Genomic DNA, 17,787 nt, shown 5'->3' on the forward strand with positions numbered 1-17,787 from the left:
CCGTGAACAGACGTAATTTTATTAAAGCAGCCTCCTGCGGGGCATTGCTGACGGGCGCGTTGCCGTCGGTCAGCCATGCGGCTGCTGAAAACCGCCCGCCAATTCCGGGATCGCTGGGTATGTTGTATGACTCGACCTTGTGCGTAGGCTGCCAGGCTTGCGTCACCAAGTGTCAGGATATCAACTTCCCTGAACGTAACCCACAAGGGGAACAGACCTGGTCGAACAACGACAAACTGTCGCCATACACCAATAACATCATTCAGGTGTGGACCAGCGGCACGGGGGTCAACAAAGACCAGGAAGAGAACGGCTACGCGTACATTAAGAAACAGTGTATGCATTGCGTCGATCCGAACTGTGTCTCTGTGTGCCCGGTCTCCGCACTGAAAAAAGATCCGAAAACCGGCATTGTCCATTACGACAAAGACGTGTGCACCGGCTGCCGTTACTGCATGGTTGCCTGCCCGTACAACGTGCCGAAGTACGACTACAACAACCCGTTTGGTGCGCTGCATAAGTGCGAGCTGTGCAACCAGAAAGGTGTGGAACGTCTCGATAAAGGCGGTCTGCCTGGCTGCGTAGAAGTGTGCCCGGCGGGCGCGGTGATTTTTGGTACTCGTGAAGAGCTGATGGCTGAGGCGAAAAAACGTCTGGCACTGAAGCCAGGCAGCGAATACCACTATCCGCGTCAGACGCTGAAATCTGGCGACACTTACCTGCACATGGTGCCGAAATATTATCCGCATCTGTACGGCGAGAAAGAGGGCGGCGGTACTCAGGTTCTGGTACTGACGGGTGTTCCTTATGAAAATCTCGACCTACCGAAGCTGGACGATCTTTCTACCGGTGCGCGTTCCGAAAATATTCAACACACCCTGTATAAAGGCATGATGCTACCACTGGCTGTGCTGGCGGGCTTAACCGTGCTGGTTCGTCGCAACACCAAAAACGACCATCACGACGGAGGAGACGATCATGAGTCATGATCCACAACCGCTGGGCGGCAAAATCATCAGTAAACCGGTCATGATTTTTGGACCGTTAATCGTCATCTGTATGCTCCTGATTGTGAAACGTCTGGTGTTCGGTCTGGGCTCTGTCTCCGACCTGAACGGCGGCTTCCCGTGGGGCGTGTGGATCGCGTTTGACCTGCTGATCGGCACCGGCTTTGCCTGTGGCGGCTGGGCGCTGGCGTGGGCGGTATACGTCTTTAACCGTGGGCAATACCATCCGCTGGTGCGTCCGGCGCTGTTGGCGAGTCTGTTTGGTTACTCACTGGGTGGCTTGTCGATCACTATCGACGTGGGTCGCTACTGGAACCTGCCGTACTTCTACATTCCGGGTCACTTCAACGTGAACTCGGTACTGTTCGAGACGGCGGTCTGTATGACTATCTACATCGGCGTGATGGCACTGGAGTTTGCTCCGGCACTGTTTGAACGTCTGGGCTGGAAGGTGTCGCTCAAACGTCTGAACAAGGTGATGTTCTTCATCATCGCGCTTGGTGCGCTGCTGCCGACCATGCACCAGTCTTCAATGGGGTCGCTGATGATCTCGGCGGGCTACAAGGTGCATCCGCTGTGGCAGAGCTATGAAATGTTGCCGCTGTTCTCGCTGCTGACGGCGTTCATCATGGGCTTCTCGATTGTCATCTTTGAAGGTTCGCTGGTGCAGGCGGGTCTGCGCGGCAATGGTCCGGATGAGAAGAGCCTGTTCGTCAAGCTGACCAACACCATCAGTGTGTTGCTGGCGATTTTCATCGTGCTGCGCTTTGGTGAGCTAATCTATCGTGACAAGCTGTCCTTAGCGTTTGCCGGTGACTTCTACTCCGTGATGTTCTGGATTGAAGTCCTGCTGATGCTCTTCCCGCTGGTCGTTCTGCGTGTGGCGAAGCTGCGCAATGATTCCCGTATGCTGTTCCTGTCAGCACTGAGCGCGCTGTTAGGTTGTGCAACCTGGCGTCTGACCTATTCGCTGGTGGCATTTAACCCAGGCGGCGGTTACGCCTACTTCCCGACCTGGGAAGAACTGTTGATTTCTATTGGTTTTGTGGCTATTGAGATTTGCGCTTACATCGTACTCATTCGTCTACTGCCGATACTTCCTCCTTTAAAACAAAACGATCATAATCGTCATGAGGCGAGCAAAGCATGAGCCAGAGAATTACTATTGATCCGGTAACCCGTATTGAAGGGCATTTACGCATCGATTGCGAAATCGAAAATGGCGTCGTTTCGAAAGCATGGGCTTCCGGAACCATGTGGCGCGGCATGGAAGAGATCGTGAAAAACCGCGATCCGCGCGATGCATGGATGATTGTGCAACGTATCTGTGGCGTATGTACTACCACTCACGCGCTGTCTTCCGTTCGTGCGGCAGAGAGTGCGCTGAATATCGACGTTCCGGTTAACGCGCAATACATCCGTAACATCATTCTGGCTGCGCACACCACGCATGACCATATCGTTCATTTCTATCAGCTTTCGGCGCTGGACTGGGTGGACATCACTTCTGCACTGCAAGCTGACCCAACCAAAGCCTCCGAAATGCTGAAAGGCGTTTCGACCTGGCATCTGAACAGTCCGGAAGAGTTCACCAAAGTTCAGAACAAGATCAAAGAGCTGGTTGCCAGCGGTCAGTTGGGTATTTTCGCCAACGGCTACTGGGGTCACCCGGCGATGAAACTGCCGCCGGAAGTGAACCTGATTGCGGTAGCTCACTACCTGCAGGCGCTGGAGTGCCAGCGTGACGCTAACCGCGTCGTGGCTCTGCTGGGCGGTAAAACGCCGCACATTCAGAACCTGGCGGTAGGTGGGGTCGCTAACCCAATCAACCTCGACGGTCTGGGCGTGCTGAACCTTGAGCGCCTGATGTACATCAAGTCTTTCATCGACAAGCTGAGCGACTTTGTTGAGCAGGTTTACAAGGTTGATACCGCAGTTATCGCCGCGTTCTACCCTGAATGGCTGGAACGCGGTAAAGGTGCAGTGAACTACCTGAGCGTGCCGGAATTCCCGACCGACAGCAAAAACGGTAGCTTCCTGTTCCCAGGCGGCTACATTGAGAATGCGGATCTGTCCTCGTATCGTCCGATCACTTCCCATTCCGATGAATACCTGATCAAAGGGATTCAGGAAAGCGCGAAGCACTCCTGGTATAAAGACGAAGCACCGCAGGCACCGTGGGAAGGCACAACCATTCCTGCTTATGATGGCTGGTCTGACGACGGTAAATACTCGTGGGTGAAATCACCGACTTTCTACGGCAAAACGGTAGAAGTGGGTCCGCTGGCGAACATGCTGGTGAAACTGGCGGCAGGACGCGAGTCTACCCAGAACAAACTGAATGAAATCGTTGCAATTTATCAGAAACTGACTGGCAACACGCTGGAAGTGGCGCAACTGCACTCCACGCTGGGGCGTATTATTGGTCGTACTGTTCACTGCTGCGAATTGCAGGATATCCTGCAAAATCAATACAGTGCACTGATCACCAATATCGGCAAAGGCGACCACACCACGTTCGTGAAGCCGAACATTCCGGCAACGGGTGAGTTCAAAGGCGTTGGCTTCCTTGAAGCACCGCGCGGTATGCTCTCTCACTGGATGGTGATCAAAGACGGTATCATCAGCAACTATCAGGCAGTTGTTCCGTCAACCTGGAACTCTGGCCCGCGTAACTTCAATGATGACGTCGGCCCTTACGAACAGTCGCTGGTAGGCACGCCGGTTGCTGATCCGAATAAACCGCTGGAAGTGGTGCGTACCATTCACTCCTTCGACCCGTGCATGGCCTGCGCGGTACACGTAGTGGATGCCGACGGCAACGAAGTGGTTTCAGTGAAGGTTCTGTAATGCGTATTTTAGTCTTAGGGGTCGGCAATATTTTGCTGACCGATGAAGCCATCGGTGTGCGGATTGTCGAAGCGTTAGAGCAACGATACATTCTGCCGGATTATGTTGAAATCCTCGATGGCGGCACGGCGGGAATGGAGCTGCTTGGCGACATGGCAAATCGCGATCATCTGATCATTGCGGATGCCATTGTGTCGAAAAAGAACGCGCCGGGAACGATGATGATCCTGCGGGATGAAGAAGTTCCGGCGTTGTTTACTAACAAAATCTCTCCGCATCAGCTTGGCCTGGCCGACGTATTGTCGGCCCTGCGCTTCACCGGCGAGTTTCCGAAAAAGCTGACGCTGGTCGGCGTGATCCCGGAATCACTGGAGCCGCACATCGGCTTGACGCCGACGGTAGAAGCGATGATTGAACCTGCGCTTGAGCAGGTTCTGGCTGCGTTGCGCGAATCAGGCGTGGAAGCTATCCCACGGGAGGCTGCTCATGACTGAAGAGATAGCAGGTTTCCAGACCTCCCCGAAGGCGCAAGTACAGGCAGCGTTTGAAGAAATTGCCCGGCGTTCGATGCACGATCTTTCTTTTCTGCATCCTTCAATGCCGGTGTATGTTTCCGACTTTACGCTGTTCGAAGGTCAGTGGACGGGGTGTGTGATCACCCCGTGGATGCTGAGTGCAGTTATCTTCCCCGGCCCGGATCAACTCTGGCCGCTGCGCAAAGTGAGTGAAAAAATCGGTCTGCAACTGCCGTATGGCACTATGACCTTTACCGTTGGTGAACTGGACGGTGTTTCGCAATACCTCTCCTGCTCGCTGATGTCGCCGCTTTCGCACAGCATGTCGATTGAAGAGGGTCAACGCCTGACGGATGACTGTGCGCGAATGATCCTTTCGCTGCCGGTCACCAATCCGGATGTACCACACGCAGGGCGTCGCGCCCTGCTGTTTGGTCGCAGGAGTGGCGAAAATGCATGAGTTGTCGCTTTGCCAGAGCGCCGTTGAGATTATCCAACGGCAGGCGGAGCAGCACGATGTTAAGCGCGTCACCGCCGTGTGGCTGGAAATTGGCGCGCTCTCCTGCGTTGAGGAGAGCGCCGTCCGTTTTAGTTTTGAAATTGTCTGCCAGGGAACGGTGGCGCAAGGGTGCGATTTACATATCGTCTATAAACCCGCCCAGGCCTGGTGTTGGGATTGCAGCCAGGTAGTGGAGATTCATCAGCACGATGCGCAGTGCCCGCTCTGTCATGGCGAGCGGTTGCGTGTCGATACCGGCGATTCGCTGATCGTCAAAAGTATTGAAGTTGAATAAGACTGCGGACAACGCCTGAAAAGCGCACGGACGGTTCCCTCGCCCCTCCGGGGAGAGGGGTAAGGTGAGGGGAAACACCCAAAGGTTTTTTTCGCGTTTGTCTGCAATCGAAATAACCGGAGTTAACAATGTGTATTGGCGTTCCAGGCCAGGTGCTGGCTGTCGGTGAAGATATTCACCAGCTTGCGCAGGTTGAAGTATGTGGTATCAAGCGCGACGTGAATATCGCGCTGATTTGCGAAGGTAACCCTGCCGATCTGCTGGGTCAGTGGGTACTGGTGCACGTCGGATTTGCCATGAGTATCATCGACGAAGACGAAGCCAAAGCCACATTAGACGCACTGCGCCAAATGGATTACGACATTACCAGCGCGTGAAAATTAGCTTTCGTAGGCCTGATAAGACGCGGCAGCGTCGCATCAGGCATTGTGCTCGATTGCCGGATGCGGCGTAAACGCCTTATCCGGTCTACATCGGCCTTTATGGCTTGCTGCGACGAACACCAACCCTTACCCCTGACGCTTATCTTCCGTATTCGTCTCAAAATCACTGGCGTCATGGCGCTCATGCAACTGCTCGTTCAGCGGTCCGTTGGTGCGGTTAACAATACGCCCACGCTTCACCGCCGGACGTTCGCCCACTTCTTTCGCCCAGCGTTGCACGTGCTTATAACTGCCCGCATCAAGAAACTCTGCGGCATCATATACGCCGCCTAACACCACGTTGCCAAACCACGGCCAGATTGCCATATCAGCAATGGTGTACTCATCGCCCGCAACAAACTTATGCTGCGCCAGTTGCTTATCAAGCACGTCGAGCAGGCGCTTGGCTTCCATGGTAAAGCGGTTGATGGCGTACTCAATTTTCACCGGCGCGTAATGGTAAAAGTGACCAAAACCACCGCCGAGGAACGGCGCAGCGCCCTGTAACCAGAACAACCAGTTCAGTGTTTCCGTCCGTTTTGCCAAATCCTGCGGCAAGAAGTAGCCAAATTTCTCTGCCAGATAAAGCAGGATCGAACCAGACTCAAACACGCGGATTGGCGGATTATGCGTATGATCGCGCAGCGCGGGGATCTTCGAGTTCGGATTCACTTCCACAAAGCCGCTGGAGAATTGATCGCCATCGCCAATGCGAATCAGCCAGGCGTCGTACTCTGCACCAGTAACGCCCAGCGCCAGCAGCTCCTCAAGCATAATCGTTACTTTCTGACCGTTTGGCGTGCCCAGAGAATAGAGCTGTAACGGGTGCTTGCCAACCGGCAGCGTTTTTTCATGCGTCGGGCCAGAAACCGGGCGATTGATATTGGCGAATGCGCCGCCAGCAGATTTATCCCACGTCCAGACTTTCGCGGGCTGATAAGTATTGTCTGTCATACTGAATTGCCTTCTGAGTGGTAGTGTTGAAGCAGTGTAGCAGTTCGATTGCTATACAGATTGTGAATTTTTTAACCCTTTGCGCCAGCCGCTGCGTTGAGGTGTATGATAAGTCAGACCTCTGTCCGGTTAATGTCGCTGAGCAGGTAATCAGAGCACAACAATTACGCCAACTGCTTAGGTTGTATTGTTAAAGGTAAAGTGATGAGCAAAGGAACGACCAGCCAGGATGCCCCGTTCGGGACATTATTGGGCTACGCCCCAGGTGGTGTAGCAATCTACTCTTCAGATTACAGTTCTCTCGATCCGCAGGAATACGAAGATGACGCCGTATTCCGTAGCTATATCGACGACGAATATATGGGCCACAAATGGCAATGCGTTGAATTTGCTCGCCGTTTTCTCTTTCTGAATTACGGTGTGGTCTTCACAGACGTGGGTATGGCGTGGGAGATTTTCTCGCTGCGCTTTCTGCGTGAAGTGGTTAACGACAACATCCTGCCGTTGCAGGCATTTCCTAACGGTTCGCCGCGTGCGCCAGTCGCGGGTGCGCTTCTTATCTGGGATAAAGGCGGAGAATTTAAAGACACCGGCCATGTCGCCATCATTACCCAATTGCATGGCAACAAAGTTCGCATTGCTGAACAAAACGTGATTCATTCCCCGTTGCCGCAAGGGCAGCAGTGGACACGCGAACTGGAGATGGTGGTCGAAAACGGCTGCTATACCCTCAAAGACACGTTTGATGACACCACCATTCTGGGCTGGATGATCCAGACGGAAGATACTGAATACAGCTTACCGCAGCCGGAAATTGCAGGCGAGCTGCTGAAAATCAGCGGAGCGCGCCTGGAAAACAAAGGCCAGTTTGACGGTAAATGGCTGGATGAAAAAGATCCGCTACAAAACGCCTATGTGCAGGCCAACGGTCAGGTGATCAATCAGGATCCATATCATTATTACACCATTACCGAGAGTGCCGAGCAGGAGCTGATTAAAGCTACCAACGAGCTGCACCTGATGTATCTTCACGCTACCGATAAGGTGCTGAAAGATGACAACCTGCTGGCATTGTTCGATATTCCAAAAATCCTCTGGCCGCGTTTGCGCCTCTCCTGGCAGCGTCGCCGGCACCATATGATCACTGGTCGCATGGATTTCTGTATGGATGAGCGTGGCCTGAAGGTCTACGAATACAATGCCGATTCCGCCTCTTGTCATACTGAAGCGGGCTTGATCCTCGAACGTTGGACGGAGCAAGGCTATAAAGGCAACGGCTTCAATCCGGCGGAAGGGCTGATTAACGAACTGGCAGGCGCATGGAAACACAGTCGTGCACGTCCATTTGTCCATATCATGCAGGACAAAGATATCGAGGAGAACTATCACGCGCAGTTTATGGAGCAGGCGCTGCAACAGGCGGGCTTTGAAACGCGTATCTTGCGCGGGCTGGATGAACTGGGCTGGGATGCTGCCGGGCAACTGATTGATGGGGAAGGGCGACTGGTTAACTGCGTATGGAAAACCTGGGCGTGGGAAACGGCGTTTGATCAGATTCGTGAAGTCAGCGACCGTGAGTTTGCTGCGGTGCCGATTCGTACCGGGCATCCGCAAAATGAAGTGCGTCTTATCGACGTATTGCTGCGCCCGGAAGTGCTGGTCTTTGAGCCGCTGTGGACGGTGATCCCCGGCAACAAAGCGATTCTGCCGATCCTCTGGTCGCTGTTCCCGCACCATCGCTATCTGCTGGATACTGATTTCACTGTTAATGATGAACTGGTGAAAACCGGTTATGCCGTGAAGCCGATTGCCGGTCGCTGTGGCAGCAATATTGACCTCGTCAGCCATCATGAAGAGGTGCTTGATCAGACCAGCGGTAAATTTGCCGAGCAGAAAAACATCTATCAACAGTTGTGGTGCTTGCCGAAAGTGGACGGTAAATACATCCAGGTATGTACCTTCACCGTTGGCGGCAACTATGGCGGGACTTGCTTGCGCGGCGATGAATCACTGGTCATCAAAAAAGAGAGTGATATTGAACCGTTAATTGTGGTGAAAGAGTAATACATGTTGTAGCAACCTCGTACTGATTATAAAGAGTAATCAGTACGGGGATTAATCAAAATATTTAATGTTTATATATTTTATTATTTATTCATTTCACGCATGAATATATGGACTGACGAAATGTCTGTGTATTAATTATATCTAATAATTTTGAATGAATGCTTATTGTCTGATACACAAGAAATAACACTCTTTTTATCGTTAAAAATGATATTTCACTTTGCCCGCGCCGTGAAAGTCACTGATAATGCCTCCGTTCGTAAATTCAAAATGGCGTAATCTAATATATGCTAAATTTATTTGTTGGCCTTGATATATATACGGGGCTTTTGTTATTACTTGCTCTGGCATTTGTGTTGTTCTACGAAGCAATCAATGGTTTTCATGACACGGCAAATGCGGTGGCAACCGTTATTTATACCCGTGCCATGCAACCACAACTTGCTGTGGTGATGGCGGCATTTTTTAACTTTTTTGGCGTATTGCTTGGCGGACTTAGCGTCGCCTATGCCATCGTCCATATGTTGCCAACCGATTTGCTGCTGAATATGGGGTCAACCCACGGTCTGGCGATGGTCTTTTCCATGCTGCTGGCGGCGATTATCTGGAATCTGGGAACGTGGTTTTTTGGTTTACCGGCCTCCAGTTCGCATACTTTAATTGGCGCGATTATCGGCATCGGTTTAACTAATGCGATGTTAACCGGCTCATCGGTGATGGACGCGTTAAATCTGCGTGAAGTGACCAAGATTTTCTCCTCACTGATTGTCTCCCCAATTGTGGGGCTGGTGATTGCGGGAGGACTGATTTTCCTGCTGCGTCGCTTCTGGAGCGGCACGAAAAAGCGTGACCGTATTCACCGCATTCCTGAAGATCGCAAAAAGAAAAAAGGCAAACGTAAACCGCCATTCTGGACGCGTATTGCACTGATTGTTTCCGCTGCGGGCGTGGCGTTTTCGCATGGTGCGAACGATGGACAAAAAGGGATCGGTCTGGTGATGCTGGTGCTGGTGGGAATTGCGCCCGCCGGGTTTGTCGTCAATATGAACGCCTCCGGCTATGAAATTACCCGTACCCGCGATGCTGTCACTAACTTTGAACATTATCTGCAACAGCATCCTGAATTGCCGCAGAAATTGATTACGATGGAACCCCCGCTGCCTGCGACTCAGACGGATGGCACACAAGTGACGGAGTTTCACTGTCATCCGGCAAATACCTTTGATGCCATCGCGCGCGTTAAAACGATGTTGCCGGGCAATATGGAAAGCTATGAGCCGTTAAGCGTGAGTCAGCGCAGCCAGCTGCGCCGCATTATGCTTTGCATCTCTGATACTTCCGCGAAGCTGGCGAAACTGCCAGGCGTCAGTAAAGAAGACCAGAACCTGCTGAAAAAACTGCGCAGCGATATGTTAAGTACCATTGAATACGCTCCGGTGTGGATCATTATGGCGGTGGCACTGGCGCTGGGTATTGGCACCATGATTGGCTGGCGTCGTGTGGCGATGACCATCGGTGAGAAGATTGGTAAGCGTGGCATGACGTATGCGCAAGGCATGGCGGCGCAGATGACGGCGGCGGTATCTATTGGCCTTGCCAGTTATATTGGGATGCCAGTTTCCACAACACACGTACTTTCTTCGGCGGTAGCAGGGACGATGGTCGTGGATGGTGGAGGCTTACAGCGTAAAACGGTAACCAGCATCCTGATGGCGTGGGTGTTTACCTTACCGGCGGCGATTTTTCTGTCTGGTAGTTTGTACTGGATAGCATTGCAGTTAATTTAACCTTCCTGAAAATGCCCGGTACTGGCGATCGGGCATTTTCATCTCTGATTAGTGATAACCCCGTGCTGTCATAAAATCCGTAATCGCTTTTTCTGCGTCAACGAGTACCTGTTCCAGCGGCTGGTTGGCATCGATATCAACCAGTTGTGCACCGCCAAAGGTTAACTGTGGCGTTATGGCAATCTTCCTTGCCAGCGATTCCCGTTTATGGTCGGGTTTACGCGCGCAGGCAACTTCAAGGTCAACATTGAGTTTGATAACCAAATCAGGCTTATGACTTGCCATCCAGTGAAACGCTTTACGTTCCTGGCTTGCCAGCCATGAGACAAAACGACCGCCTTTAACGTTAGGTGGAAACACCGTACCATCGTAAGCGCCAGGAATTTGGTTCTGCGGAAAACGGTCGGTTAAAACAATTAACCCGCGACGACGACAGGCGAGCATATGACGAAAGCGCAGTAAGCGACGGGCAACAAACGCCGTAATTACCAGCGCCGGAACCGGCCCCGGTAATTTTTTTGCCGTTTTCACTTCATTTTTTTCAATGGTTTTATGCAGGGATTTTCCCATCAACGGTAGTTTTGTCACCGCGCGTCCGACATTCCCTGCCTGTTTTCCAAGATGAACTCTTTCGGCGGCACCATATTTTTCGACAACGGTAATAAGATGTTCACACACCGTTGACTTGCCTGAACCATCGCTACCAATAACGGCAATTAATGGAGGGGTTATTGACTGCATGAATATATCCTTAAATTTAAATATCCACCCAAAATATTTATTTGATTAATATGTTTTTATGAAAGTGTAATTCAGGTCAATACCACAATTAACCATTGTCACAATAAGATTGAGCAGATATTCTGAGCACGGACCACGTAATATTCAATACATTATTTGCTGCCGGGTTTTTCGTGAATCAACGTAATATGTCAATAATTAATTCCACGCCAGTGCGTGTTATTGCCATTGTGGGGTGTGATGGTTCAGGTAAATCGACTCTCACAGCAAGTCTGGTGAATGAACTGGCAACAAAAATGCCAACAGAACACATTTATCTCGGGCAGTCTTCCGGGAGAATTGGCGAATGGATATCACAGCTCCCCATTATTGGTGCACCTTTTGGGCGTTATCTGCGGGGTAAAGCGGCACATGTGCATGAAAAGCCGTCAACGCCGCCTGGCAATATTACCGCACTGGTTATTTATTTGCTTTCCTGCTGGCGAGCCTACAAGTTTCGCAAAATGTTGCGTAAAAGCCAGCAGGGTTATCTGTTGATTACCGACCGTTACCCACAGGTCGAAGTGCCAGGTTTTCGCTTTGATGATCCGCAACTGGCAAAAACCTCTGGCGGTAACGGCTGGATAAAAATGTTAAGGCAACGCGAGCTGAAACTATACCAGTGGATGGCGTCTTATTTGCCCGTGTTATTGATTCGTCTTGCTATTGATGAACAGACGGCATTTTCCCGCAAACCCGATCATCAACTGGCGGCGTTACAGGAAAAAATCGCCGTTACGCTACAACTGACGTTCAATGGCGCAAAGATACTGGAACTGGACGGGCGACAACCTGCTGATGAAATCCTGCAAGCCTCATTATGCGCGATTCACGCCGCGCTTTTCTGATCACCAAAATGGATAAGGGATGATTGAACGAATGGATGCACTACAAACGCAAACTGTTAACAGTACAACCGCGCCGCAACCCAACTACATTCCAGGGCTGATTGCGGTGGTCGGGTGCGATGGCACCGGTAAATCTACGCTAACCACCGATTTGGTTAAATCGCTGCAACAACACTGGCAAACTGAGCGTCGTTATCTGGGGCTGCTATCCGGCGAAGACGGCGACAAAATTAAACGCTTGCCGCTCGTTGGCGTCTGGCTGGAACGGCGTCTGGCGGCCAAATCCTCGAAAACCCAAAGCATGAAAACCAAATCTCCGGCGCTATGGGCGGCGTTGATTATGTATTGCTTCTCGCTGCGAAGAATGACGAATCTGCGCAAGGTTCAGCGGCTGGCGCAAAGTGGCGTTCTGGTGGTCAGCGATCGCTTTCCGCAGGCTGAAATTTCCGGTTTTTATTATGACGGACCGGGGATTGGCGTCGAACGTGCCAGCGGCAAAATCAACATGTTTCTGGCGCAGCGCGAGCGACGCTTATATCAACAAATGGCGCAATATCGTCCTGAATTAATTATTCGTCTGGGCATTGATATTGATACTGCCATCTCCCGCAAGCCAGATCACGACTATGCCGAGTTGCAGGACAAAATCGGCGTCATGTCGAAGATTGGCTATAACGGCACAAAAATTCTTGAGATTGATTCCAGAGCGCCCTACAGCGACGTGCTGGAACAGGCGCAGAAAGCGGTTTCTCTGGTGGCCATCGTTTCTGATCGCCGAAGTTTAACTTAAGGCTGGTGCCTATTTTTCATTTTTCAACGATAAGGTCAGGCTGAATTGGCGGGTTTTAACATCAAACATTGGTTTGCAGATGGAGCCTTTCGCACCATTATTCGCAATAGCGCCTGGTTAGGCTCCAGCAATGTCGTGAGCGCCTTGCTGGGCTTACTGGCGCTCTCGTGCGCTGGTAAAGGGATGACGCCAGCGATGTTTGGCGTACTGGTGATTGTGCTATCGTATGCCAAGTCGATCAGCGATTTTATTAAGTTTCAGACATGGCAGTTGGTAGTGCAGTACGGAACGCCAGCCTTAACCAACAATAATCCCCAACAATTTCGCAATGTCGTCTCGTTTTCCTTTTCGCTGGATATCGTCAGCGGCGCGGTGGCGATTGTCGGCGGCATTGCCTTACTGCCATTTCTTTCTCACTCATTAGGTCTGGATGACCAAAGTTTTTGGCTGGCGGCGCTCTATTGCACGCTCATTCCTTCAATGGCTTCCTCCACGCCGACCGGCATTCTGCGTGCGGTAGATCGCTTCGATTTGATTGCTGTACAGCAGGCGACGAAGCCTTTTCTGCGCGCAGCGGGGAGCGTAATCGCCTGGTATTTTAACTTTGGTTTTGCGGGGTTTGTTATAGCCTGGTACGCCTCGAATCTGGTTGGCGGCACCATGTACTGGTGGTTTGCTGCGCGCGAATTGCGCCGCAGAAATATCCATAACGCGTTTAAATTGAATCTGTTCGAGTCTGCCCGACACATCAAAGGGGCGTGGAGTTTTGTCTGGTCAACCAACATTGCCCACTCCATCTGGTCGGCGCGTAACTCGTGCAGCACAGTGCTGGTGGGGATTGTGTTGGGGCCAGCCGCAGCCGGGTTATTTAAAATTGCCATGACATTCTTCGACGCAGCCGGGACGCCGGCGGGTTTGCTGGGTAAAAGTTTTTATCCAGAAGTAATGCGCTTAGATCCGCGCACTACCAGACCGTGGTTGTTAGGCGTGAAGTCAGGGTTACTGGCTGGCGGAATCGGTGTTCTGGTGGCGCTCGCGGTGCTAATCGTCGGCAAGCCGCTCATTTCGCTGGTATTTGGCGTCAAATATCTCGAAGCATATGACCTGATCCAGGTGATGCTTGGCGCGATTGTTATTTCGATGCTGGGCTTCCCGCAGGAGTCATTGCTATTGATGGCGGGTAAACAGCGAGCCTTCCTCGTGGCGCAAACCATCGCTTCAATCGGCTACATCGTTTTGCTGTTCATGTTTTGTCATCTGTTTGGCGTGCTGGGAGCAGCGTTTGCTTATTTCGGCGGTCAATGTCTGGACGTGGCGCTCTCACTAATTCCGACCTTAAAGGCGTTCTTTCAGCGCCATTCATTGCTTTATAACGCAGCCGGAGAGAAATCCTGATGATGAGAAAATATTTCCCGCTTGAGGCGAGCGAGCGTTTATTTGTTGCGATTGAGGAAGATGATGTTGTTGACGCGCAGGTCAGTTTGCCGCCGACAATCGCCCTGGGTTGTACCGCCGAAATCATCCATGATAATTACGCGTTATGCCTGCAATTCTGGCTAAATGGCGTTGATCATAAGGAGTTGCTGCGTTTAATCCATAAACAAGCCAAAGGCGAGGGACTTACGGCTGATGAGCGCAAACAATTTAAATACATGCGAGCGCGCTATAAGCATTTACGTTTTGCTCAACGGTTGTATTTAAAGAAGCATCAGGCCGGATTTTTATTCGGCAAAACGACGGTATGTCTGGGCCATTTTCAGGATGGTTTTCGTAACGGTAAGAAAAATATCGTGTCGTATTACGGTAACCTGTTACGGATTTATTTAAGCTCTCCGGTCTGGTCGTTAGTGAACTGGTCATTACGCCATAGCCAGTTAGAAAGCGTGAACGGTTTTATTGCCTATCGGCAAAAGCAAATGCATATCCTGAAAGAGATTATTGCCAAACCGCGACTAACCGGCAGGGAATTTCATGATGTGCGAAAAATCATCAGTCAGCAGGTTTCTTATTACGACACCCTAAGATCGCTTGATCCTGAAAATAAAGAGGCGTTACAGATTTCTCGCTTCCTCGCTGCCATTAATGGTCTGATGGGGGATAAACACGACGACATGGTGGCGGATGATATGGAAAACCGCCGGTCATATGACGCACCGGTGGCGCTGGATAGCGATATTCGCCAGCGTTTAGAGCTGCTTATCTCGCGTTTTCCGCTATATCCGGAGCAATAATGCCATCTCGTCGGATTGTCGCTCTGATTATCGCACTCTTAGCACCAGGCACGGCGGCGCATAATTTCATCAATGGGAAGCAGGTTACGCCTGTTTATATCCAGGAAGGCGGCGAGCTACTGCTTAATAACGACGAAATTTACTACCAAAAGTGGAACAGTACGCAACTGAAGGGAAAAGTCCGCATTATCCAGTATATCGCCGGGCGCAAGTCGGCAAAGAAAAAGAACTCACTGTTAATCAAAGCAGTAGAAGTGGCGAACTTTCCGCAGGATCGTTTTCAGCCCACCACCATTGTGAATACCGATGATGCTATCTTTGGTACAGGCTATTTTGTGAGCGGTAAAATCGAGAAAAATAAACGCCGCTATCCATGGGCGCAATTCGTTATTGACGGCAATGGTCTGGGACGGGTTGCCTGGCTATTACCGGAGCAGAGTTCAACCATTCTGGTATTGAATAAAGCCGGGCAAATTCAGTGGGCAAAGGACGGCAGCCTGACGCCGGAAGAGGTAGATCATGTTATTGCGCTGGCGCAGAAGCTGATCAATGAATAAAAAACTCAAAGGATTTAGGGCGTTAGTGAGATGAAGCTGGTTGAACATTACATCATGCGCGGTACGCGCCGTCTGGTGCTGATTATCGTCGGTTTTCTGATCTTTATTTTCGCCAGCTATTCCGCACAGCGTTATCTGACCGAAGCGGCAAATGGCACTTTAGCTCTCAACGTTGTGCTGGATATCGTTTTCTACAAAGTGCTGATTGCACTGGAGATGTTGTTACCGGTTGGCCTGTATGTGTCGGTTGGCGTGACGCTTGGGCAGATGTATACCGACTCAGAAATTACCGCAATTTCTGCGGCGGGAGGCAGCCCGGCGCGTTTGTATAAAGCTGTTCTTTACCTTGCAATACCGTTAAGTATTTTTGTCACCGTTTTGTCGATGTATGGTCGGCCGTGGGCTTATGCGCAGATTTATCAACTGGAGCAACAGTCGCAGTCGGAGTTGGATGTCCGCCAGCTACGGGCAAAGAAATTTAATACTAACGATAATGGGCGGATGATCCTCTCGCAGACGGTTGATCAAGACAATAATCGCCTGACTGACGCGCTGATATACACTTCTACAGCCAATCGAACCCGCATTTTTCGTGCCCGCTCCGTTGATGTTATCGATCCCTCTCCGGACAAACCGACCGTCATGTTGCATAACGGCACAGCCTATCTTCTCGATCATCAGGGCAATGACGACAACGAACAGATCTACCGCAATCTACAATTACATCTGAATCCGCTGGATCAAAGCCCTAACGTCAAACGCAAAGCGAAGTCGGTCACGGAGCTGGCGCATTCTGTCTTTCCTGCCGATCATGCCGAATTGCAATGGCGACAAAGCCGTGGCGTGACTGCGTTGTTAATGGCATTGATGGCTATCTCTTTAAGTCGGGTAAAACCACGGCAGGGGCGATTTTCTACCTTATTGCCTTTAACGTTACTGTTTATTGCCATTTTTTATGGCGGAGATGTTTGCCGCACTCTGGTGGCAAACGGTGCAATTCCTGTTATCCCTGGTTTGTGGTTAGTGCCTGGACTGATGTTGACTGGTTTGTTGGTGCTGGTTGCTCGCGACTTCTCTTTACTGCAGAAATTTTCCCGATGAATGTCTTCAGTCGCTATTTAATCCGTCACCTGTTTCTCGGTTTTGCCGCTGCTGCAGGGCTACTGCTGCCGCTTTTTACCACCTTCAACCTGATTAACGAGCTGGATGATGTCAGCCCTGGCGGTTATCGCTGGACTCAGGCGGTGCTGGTGGTGGTGATGACCCTGCCGCGCACACTGGTCGATCTTGCGCCGTTTATCGCGTTATTAGGGGGGATTGTCGGTCTCGGGCAGTTATCGAAAAACAGTGAACTTACCGCCATTCGCAGCACGGGATTTTCCATTTTCCGTATCGCGCTGGTGGCGCTGGTCGCCGGAATGCTGTGGACAGTCTCGTTAGGCGCGATTGATGAGTGGGTAGCGTCGCCATTGCAGCAACAGGCGATGCAAATCAAATCGACCGCCACCGCGTTAGGGGTAGACGATGACATCACCGGCAACATGTTGTGGGCCAGACGTGACAATGAATTTGTGACGGTGAAATCGCTGAATGAACAGGGCCAGCCGGTAGGTGTGGAGATATTTCATTACCGCGACGATCTGTCACTCGAATCTTACATTTACGCGCGCAGCGCCACCATCGAAGACGATAAAACGTGGCTCCTGCACGGTGTGAATCATAAAAAATGGCTTAACGGCAAAGAAACGCTGGAAACATTAGATAATCTGCCGTGGCAATCGGCATTCACCAGTATGAATCTCGAAGAGTTATCGATGCCGGGTAATAGCTTTTCTGTCCGCCAGCTCAACCATTACATCCATTATTTGCAGGCAACCGGGCAACCGAGCAGTGAATATCGTCTGGCACTGTGGGAAAAGCTGGGACACCCCATCTTAACTCTGTCGATGATTTTACTGGCTGTGCCGTTTACCTTTAGCGCCCCGCGTTCGCCGGGAATGGGCAGCCGTCTTGCTGTGGGCGTCATCGTTGGCTTGCTTACCTGGATTAGCTATCAAATCATAGTCAACCTGGGATTGTTATTTGCGTTGAGCGCCCCAGCGACCGCGCTCGGTTTACCAATCGTATTTGTGCTGGTGGCGTTGAGTCTGGTGTATTGGTATGACAGACAACACTAAACCCGCCG

General features: G+C 51.2%; 18 protein-coding genes. 16 read left to right on the forward strand and 2 right to left on the reverse strand.

The genetic code is table 11. The features are described 5' to 3' along the window. Positions 1 to 2: 2 nt before the first annotated feature. The 7 genes from hybA to hybG all read left to right on the forward strand — a co-directional run bounded on the left by hybA (position 3) and on the right by hybG (position 5,543). Positions 3 to 989, forward strand: coding sequence for a hydrogenase 2 operon protein HybA (gene hybA / locus A7Z06_RS02330; protein ID WP_085461189.1), 987 nt, complete (start codon positions 3 to 5; stop codon positions 987 to 989). After that, positions 979 to 2,157, forward strand: a complete 1,179-nt coding sequence (gene hybB / locus A7Z06_RS02335; protein ID WP_000017694.1) for a Ni/Fe-hydrogenase cytochrome b subunit — start codon at positions 979 to 981, stop codon at positions 2,155 to 2,157. Before hybA ends, hybB begins: the two co-directional genes overlap by 11 nt. Next, positions 2,154 to 3,857, forward strand: a complete 1,704-nt coding sequence (gene hybC, locus A7Z06_RS02340; RefSeq protein WP_000083078.1) for a hydrogenase 2 large subunit — start codon at positions 2,154 to 2,156, stop codon at positions 3,855 to 3,857. The genes hybB and hybC overlap by 4 nt, the downstream gene beginning before the upstream one ends. After that, positions 3,857 to 4,351, forward strand: a complete 495-nt coding sequence (locus A7Z06_RS02345; protein WP_001221938.1) for a HyaD/HybD family hydrogenase maturation endopeptidase — start codon at positions 3,857 to 3,859, stop codon at positions 4,349 to 4,351. The genes hybC and A7Z06_RS02345 overlap by 1 nt, the downstream gene beginning before the upstream one ends. After that, complete coding sequence (hybE, locus tag A7Z06_RS02350) at positions 4,344 to 4,832, forward strand: hydrogenase-2 assembly chaperone (RefSeq protein ID WP_000134014.1); 489 nt, start codon at positions 4,344 to 4,346, stop codon at positions 4,830 to 4,832. The genes A7Z06_RS02345 and hybE overlap by 8 nt, the downstream gene beginning before the upstream one ends. Then, positions 4,825 to 5,166: a hydrogenase maturation nickel metallochaperone HypA gene (gene hypA / locus A7Z06_RS02355; RefSeq protein ID WP_000544957.1), complete on the forward strand. Its 342-nt coding sequence runs from the start codon at positions 4,825 to 4,827 to the stop codon at positions 5,164 to 5,166. The genes hybE and hypA overlap by 8 nt, the downstream gene beginning before the upstream one ends. A 128-nt stretch (positions 5,167 to 5,294) precedes the next feature. After that, positions 5,295 to 5,543: a hydrogenase maturation factor HybG gene (hybG, locus tag A7Z06_RS02360; RefSeq protein ID WP_000334896.1), complete on the forward strand. Its 249-nt coding sequence runs from the start codon at positions 5,295 to 5,297 to the stop codon at positions 5,541 to 5,543. 132 nt (positions 5,544 to 5,675) lie between these two features. Here hybG and yghU read toward each other — a convergent pair whose 3' ends face one another. Then, complete coding sequence (gene yghU / locus A7Z06_RS02365) at positions 5,676 to 6,542, reverse strand: glutathione-dependent disulfide-bond oxidoreductase (protein WP_000131798.1); 867 nt, start codon at positions 6,540 to 6,542, stop codon at positions 5,676 to 5,678. 204 nt (positions 6,543 to 6,746) lie between these two features. Here yghU and gss point away from each other — a divergent pair, with 204 nt between their 5' ends. After that, positions 6,747 to 8,606, forward strand: coding sequence for a bifunctional glutathionylspermidine amidase/synthase (gene gss / locus A7Z06_RS02370; protein ID WP_010347796.1), 1,860 nt, complete (start codon positions 6,747 to 6,749; stop codon positions 8,604 to 8,606). Positions 8,607 to 8,896: 290 nt separating this feature from the next. Next, positions 8,897 to 10,396 carry an inorganic phosphate transporter PitB gene (pitB, locus tag A7Z06_RS02375; protein WP_000933310.1) on the forward strand — a complete coding sequence of 500 codons (1,500 nt, stop codon included), beginning with the start codon at positions 8,897 to 8,899 and terminating at the stop codon, positions 10,394 to 10,396. Positions 10,397 to 10,444: 48 nt separating this feature from the next. On the opposite strand, the gene A7Z06_RS02380 is transcribed toward pitB, so the two are convergent. Then, entirely contained in the window at positions 10,445 to 11,137 is a 693-nt protein-coding gene (locus tag A7Z06_RS02380) for a dTMP kinase (RefSeq protein WP_001190761.1), read from the reverse strand. A 173-nt stretch (positions 11,138 to 11,310) separates the two neighbouring features. On the opposite strand from A7Z06_RS02380, the gene A7Z06_RS02385 reads away from it, so the two are divergent. Genes A7Z06_RS02385 through lptG form a run of 7 tightly spaced genes read left to right on the forward strand, consistent with a single transcriptional unit; the run spans position 11,311 to position 17,779 of the window. Further along, complete coding sequence (locus A7Z06_RS02385) at positions 11,311 to 12,024, forward strand: dTMP kinase (protein WP_105279326.1); 714 nt, start codon at positions 11,311 to 11,313, stop codon at positions 12,022 to 12,024. 31 nt (positions 12,025 to 12,055) lie between these two features. Beyond that, positions 12,056 to 12,814 (forward strand): hypothetical protein, encoded by a 759-nt coding sequence (locus tag A7Z06_RS02390; protein WP_024165222.1) that lies wholly within the window; start codon positions 12,056 to 12,058, stop codon positions 12,812 to 12,814. Between the two features lie 45 nt (positions 12,815 to 12,859). Beyond that, positions 12,860 to 14,209, forward strand: coding sequence for a lipopolysaccharide biosynthesis protein (locus A7Z06_RS02395; protein ID WP_000896848.1), 1,350 nt, complete (start codon positions 12,860 to 12,862; stop codon positions 14,207 to 14,209). Then, on the forward strand, positions 14,209 to 15,045 hold the full coding sequence (locus tag A7Z06_RS02400; RefSeq protein ID WP_000984959.1) for a hypothetical protein: 837 nt from the start codon (positions 14,209 to 14,211) through the stop codon (positions 15,043 to 15,045). Before A7Z06_RS02395 ends, A7Z06_RS02400 begins: the two co-directional genes overlap by 1 nt. After that, a complete protein-coding gene (locus tag A7Z06_RS02405; protein ID WP_001141136.1) occupies positions 15,045 to 15,602 on the forward strand; it encodes a YtfJ family protein in 558 nt (185 codons plus the stop codon). The genes A7Z06_RS02400 and A7Z06_RS02405 overlap by 1 nt, the downstream gene beginning before the upstream one ends. A 30-nt stretch (positions 15,603 to 15,632) precedes the next feature. Next, a complete protein-coding gene (gene lptF / locus A7Z06_RS02410) occupies positions 15,633 to 16,703 on the forward strand; it encodes an LPS export ABC transporter permease LptF (RefSeq protein ID WP_000779663.1) in 1,071 nt (356 codons plus the stop codon). Continuing rightward, positions 16,700 to 17,779: an LPS export ABC transporter permease LptG gene (gene lptG / locus A7Z06_RS02415; protein WP_010347785.1), complete on the forward strand. Its 1,080-nt coding sequence runs from the start codon at positions 16,700 to 16,702 to the stop codon at positions 17,777 to 17,779. Before lptF ends, lptG begins: the two co-directional genes overlap by 4 nt. The last annotated feature ends 8 nt before the right edge of the window (positions 17,780 to 17,787 follow it).

Origin of the sequence: Escherichia sp. MOD1-EC6819 (genome assembly GCF_002965765.1) — a bacterium.
Classification (GTDB): Bacteria; Pseudomonadota; Gammaproteobacteria; order Enterobacterales; family Enterobacteriaceae; genus Escherichia; species Escherichia ruysiae.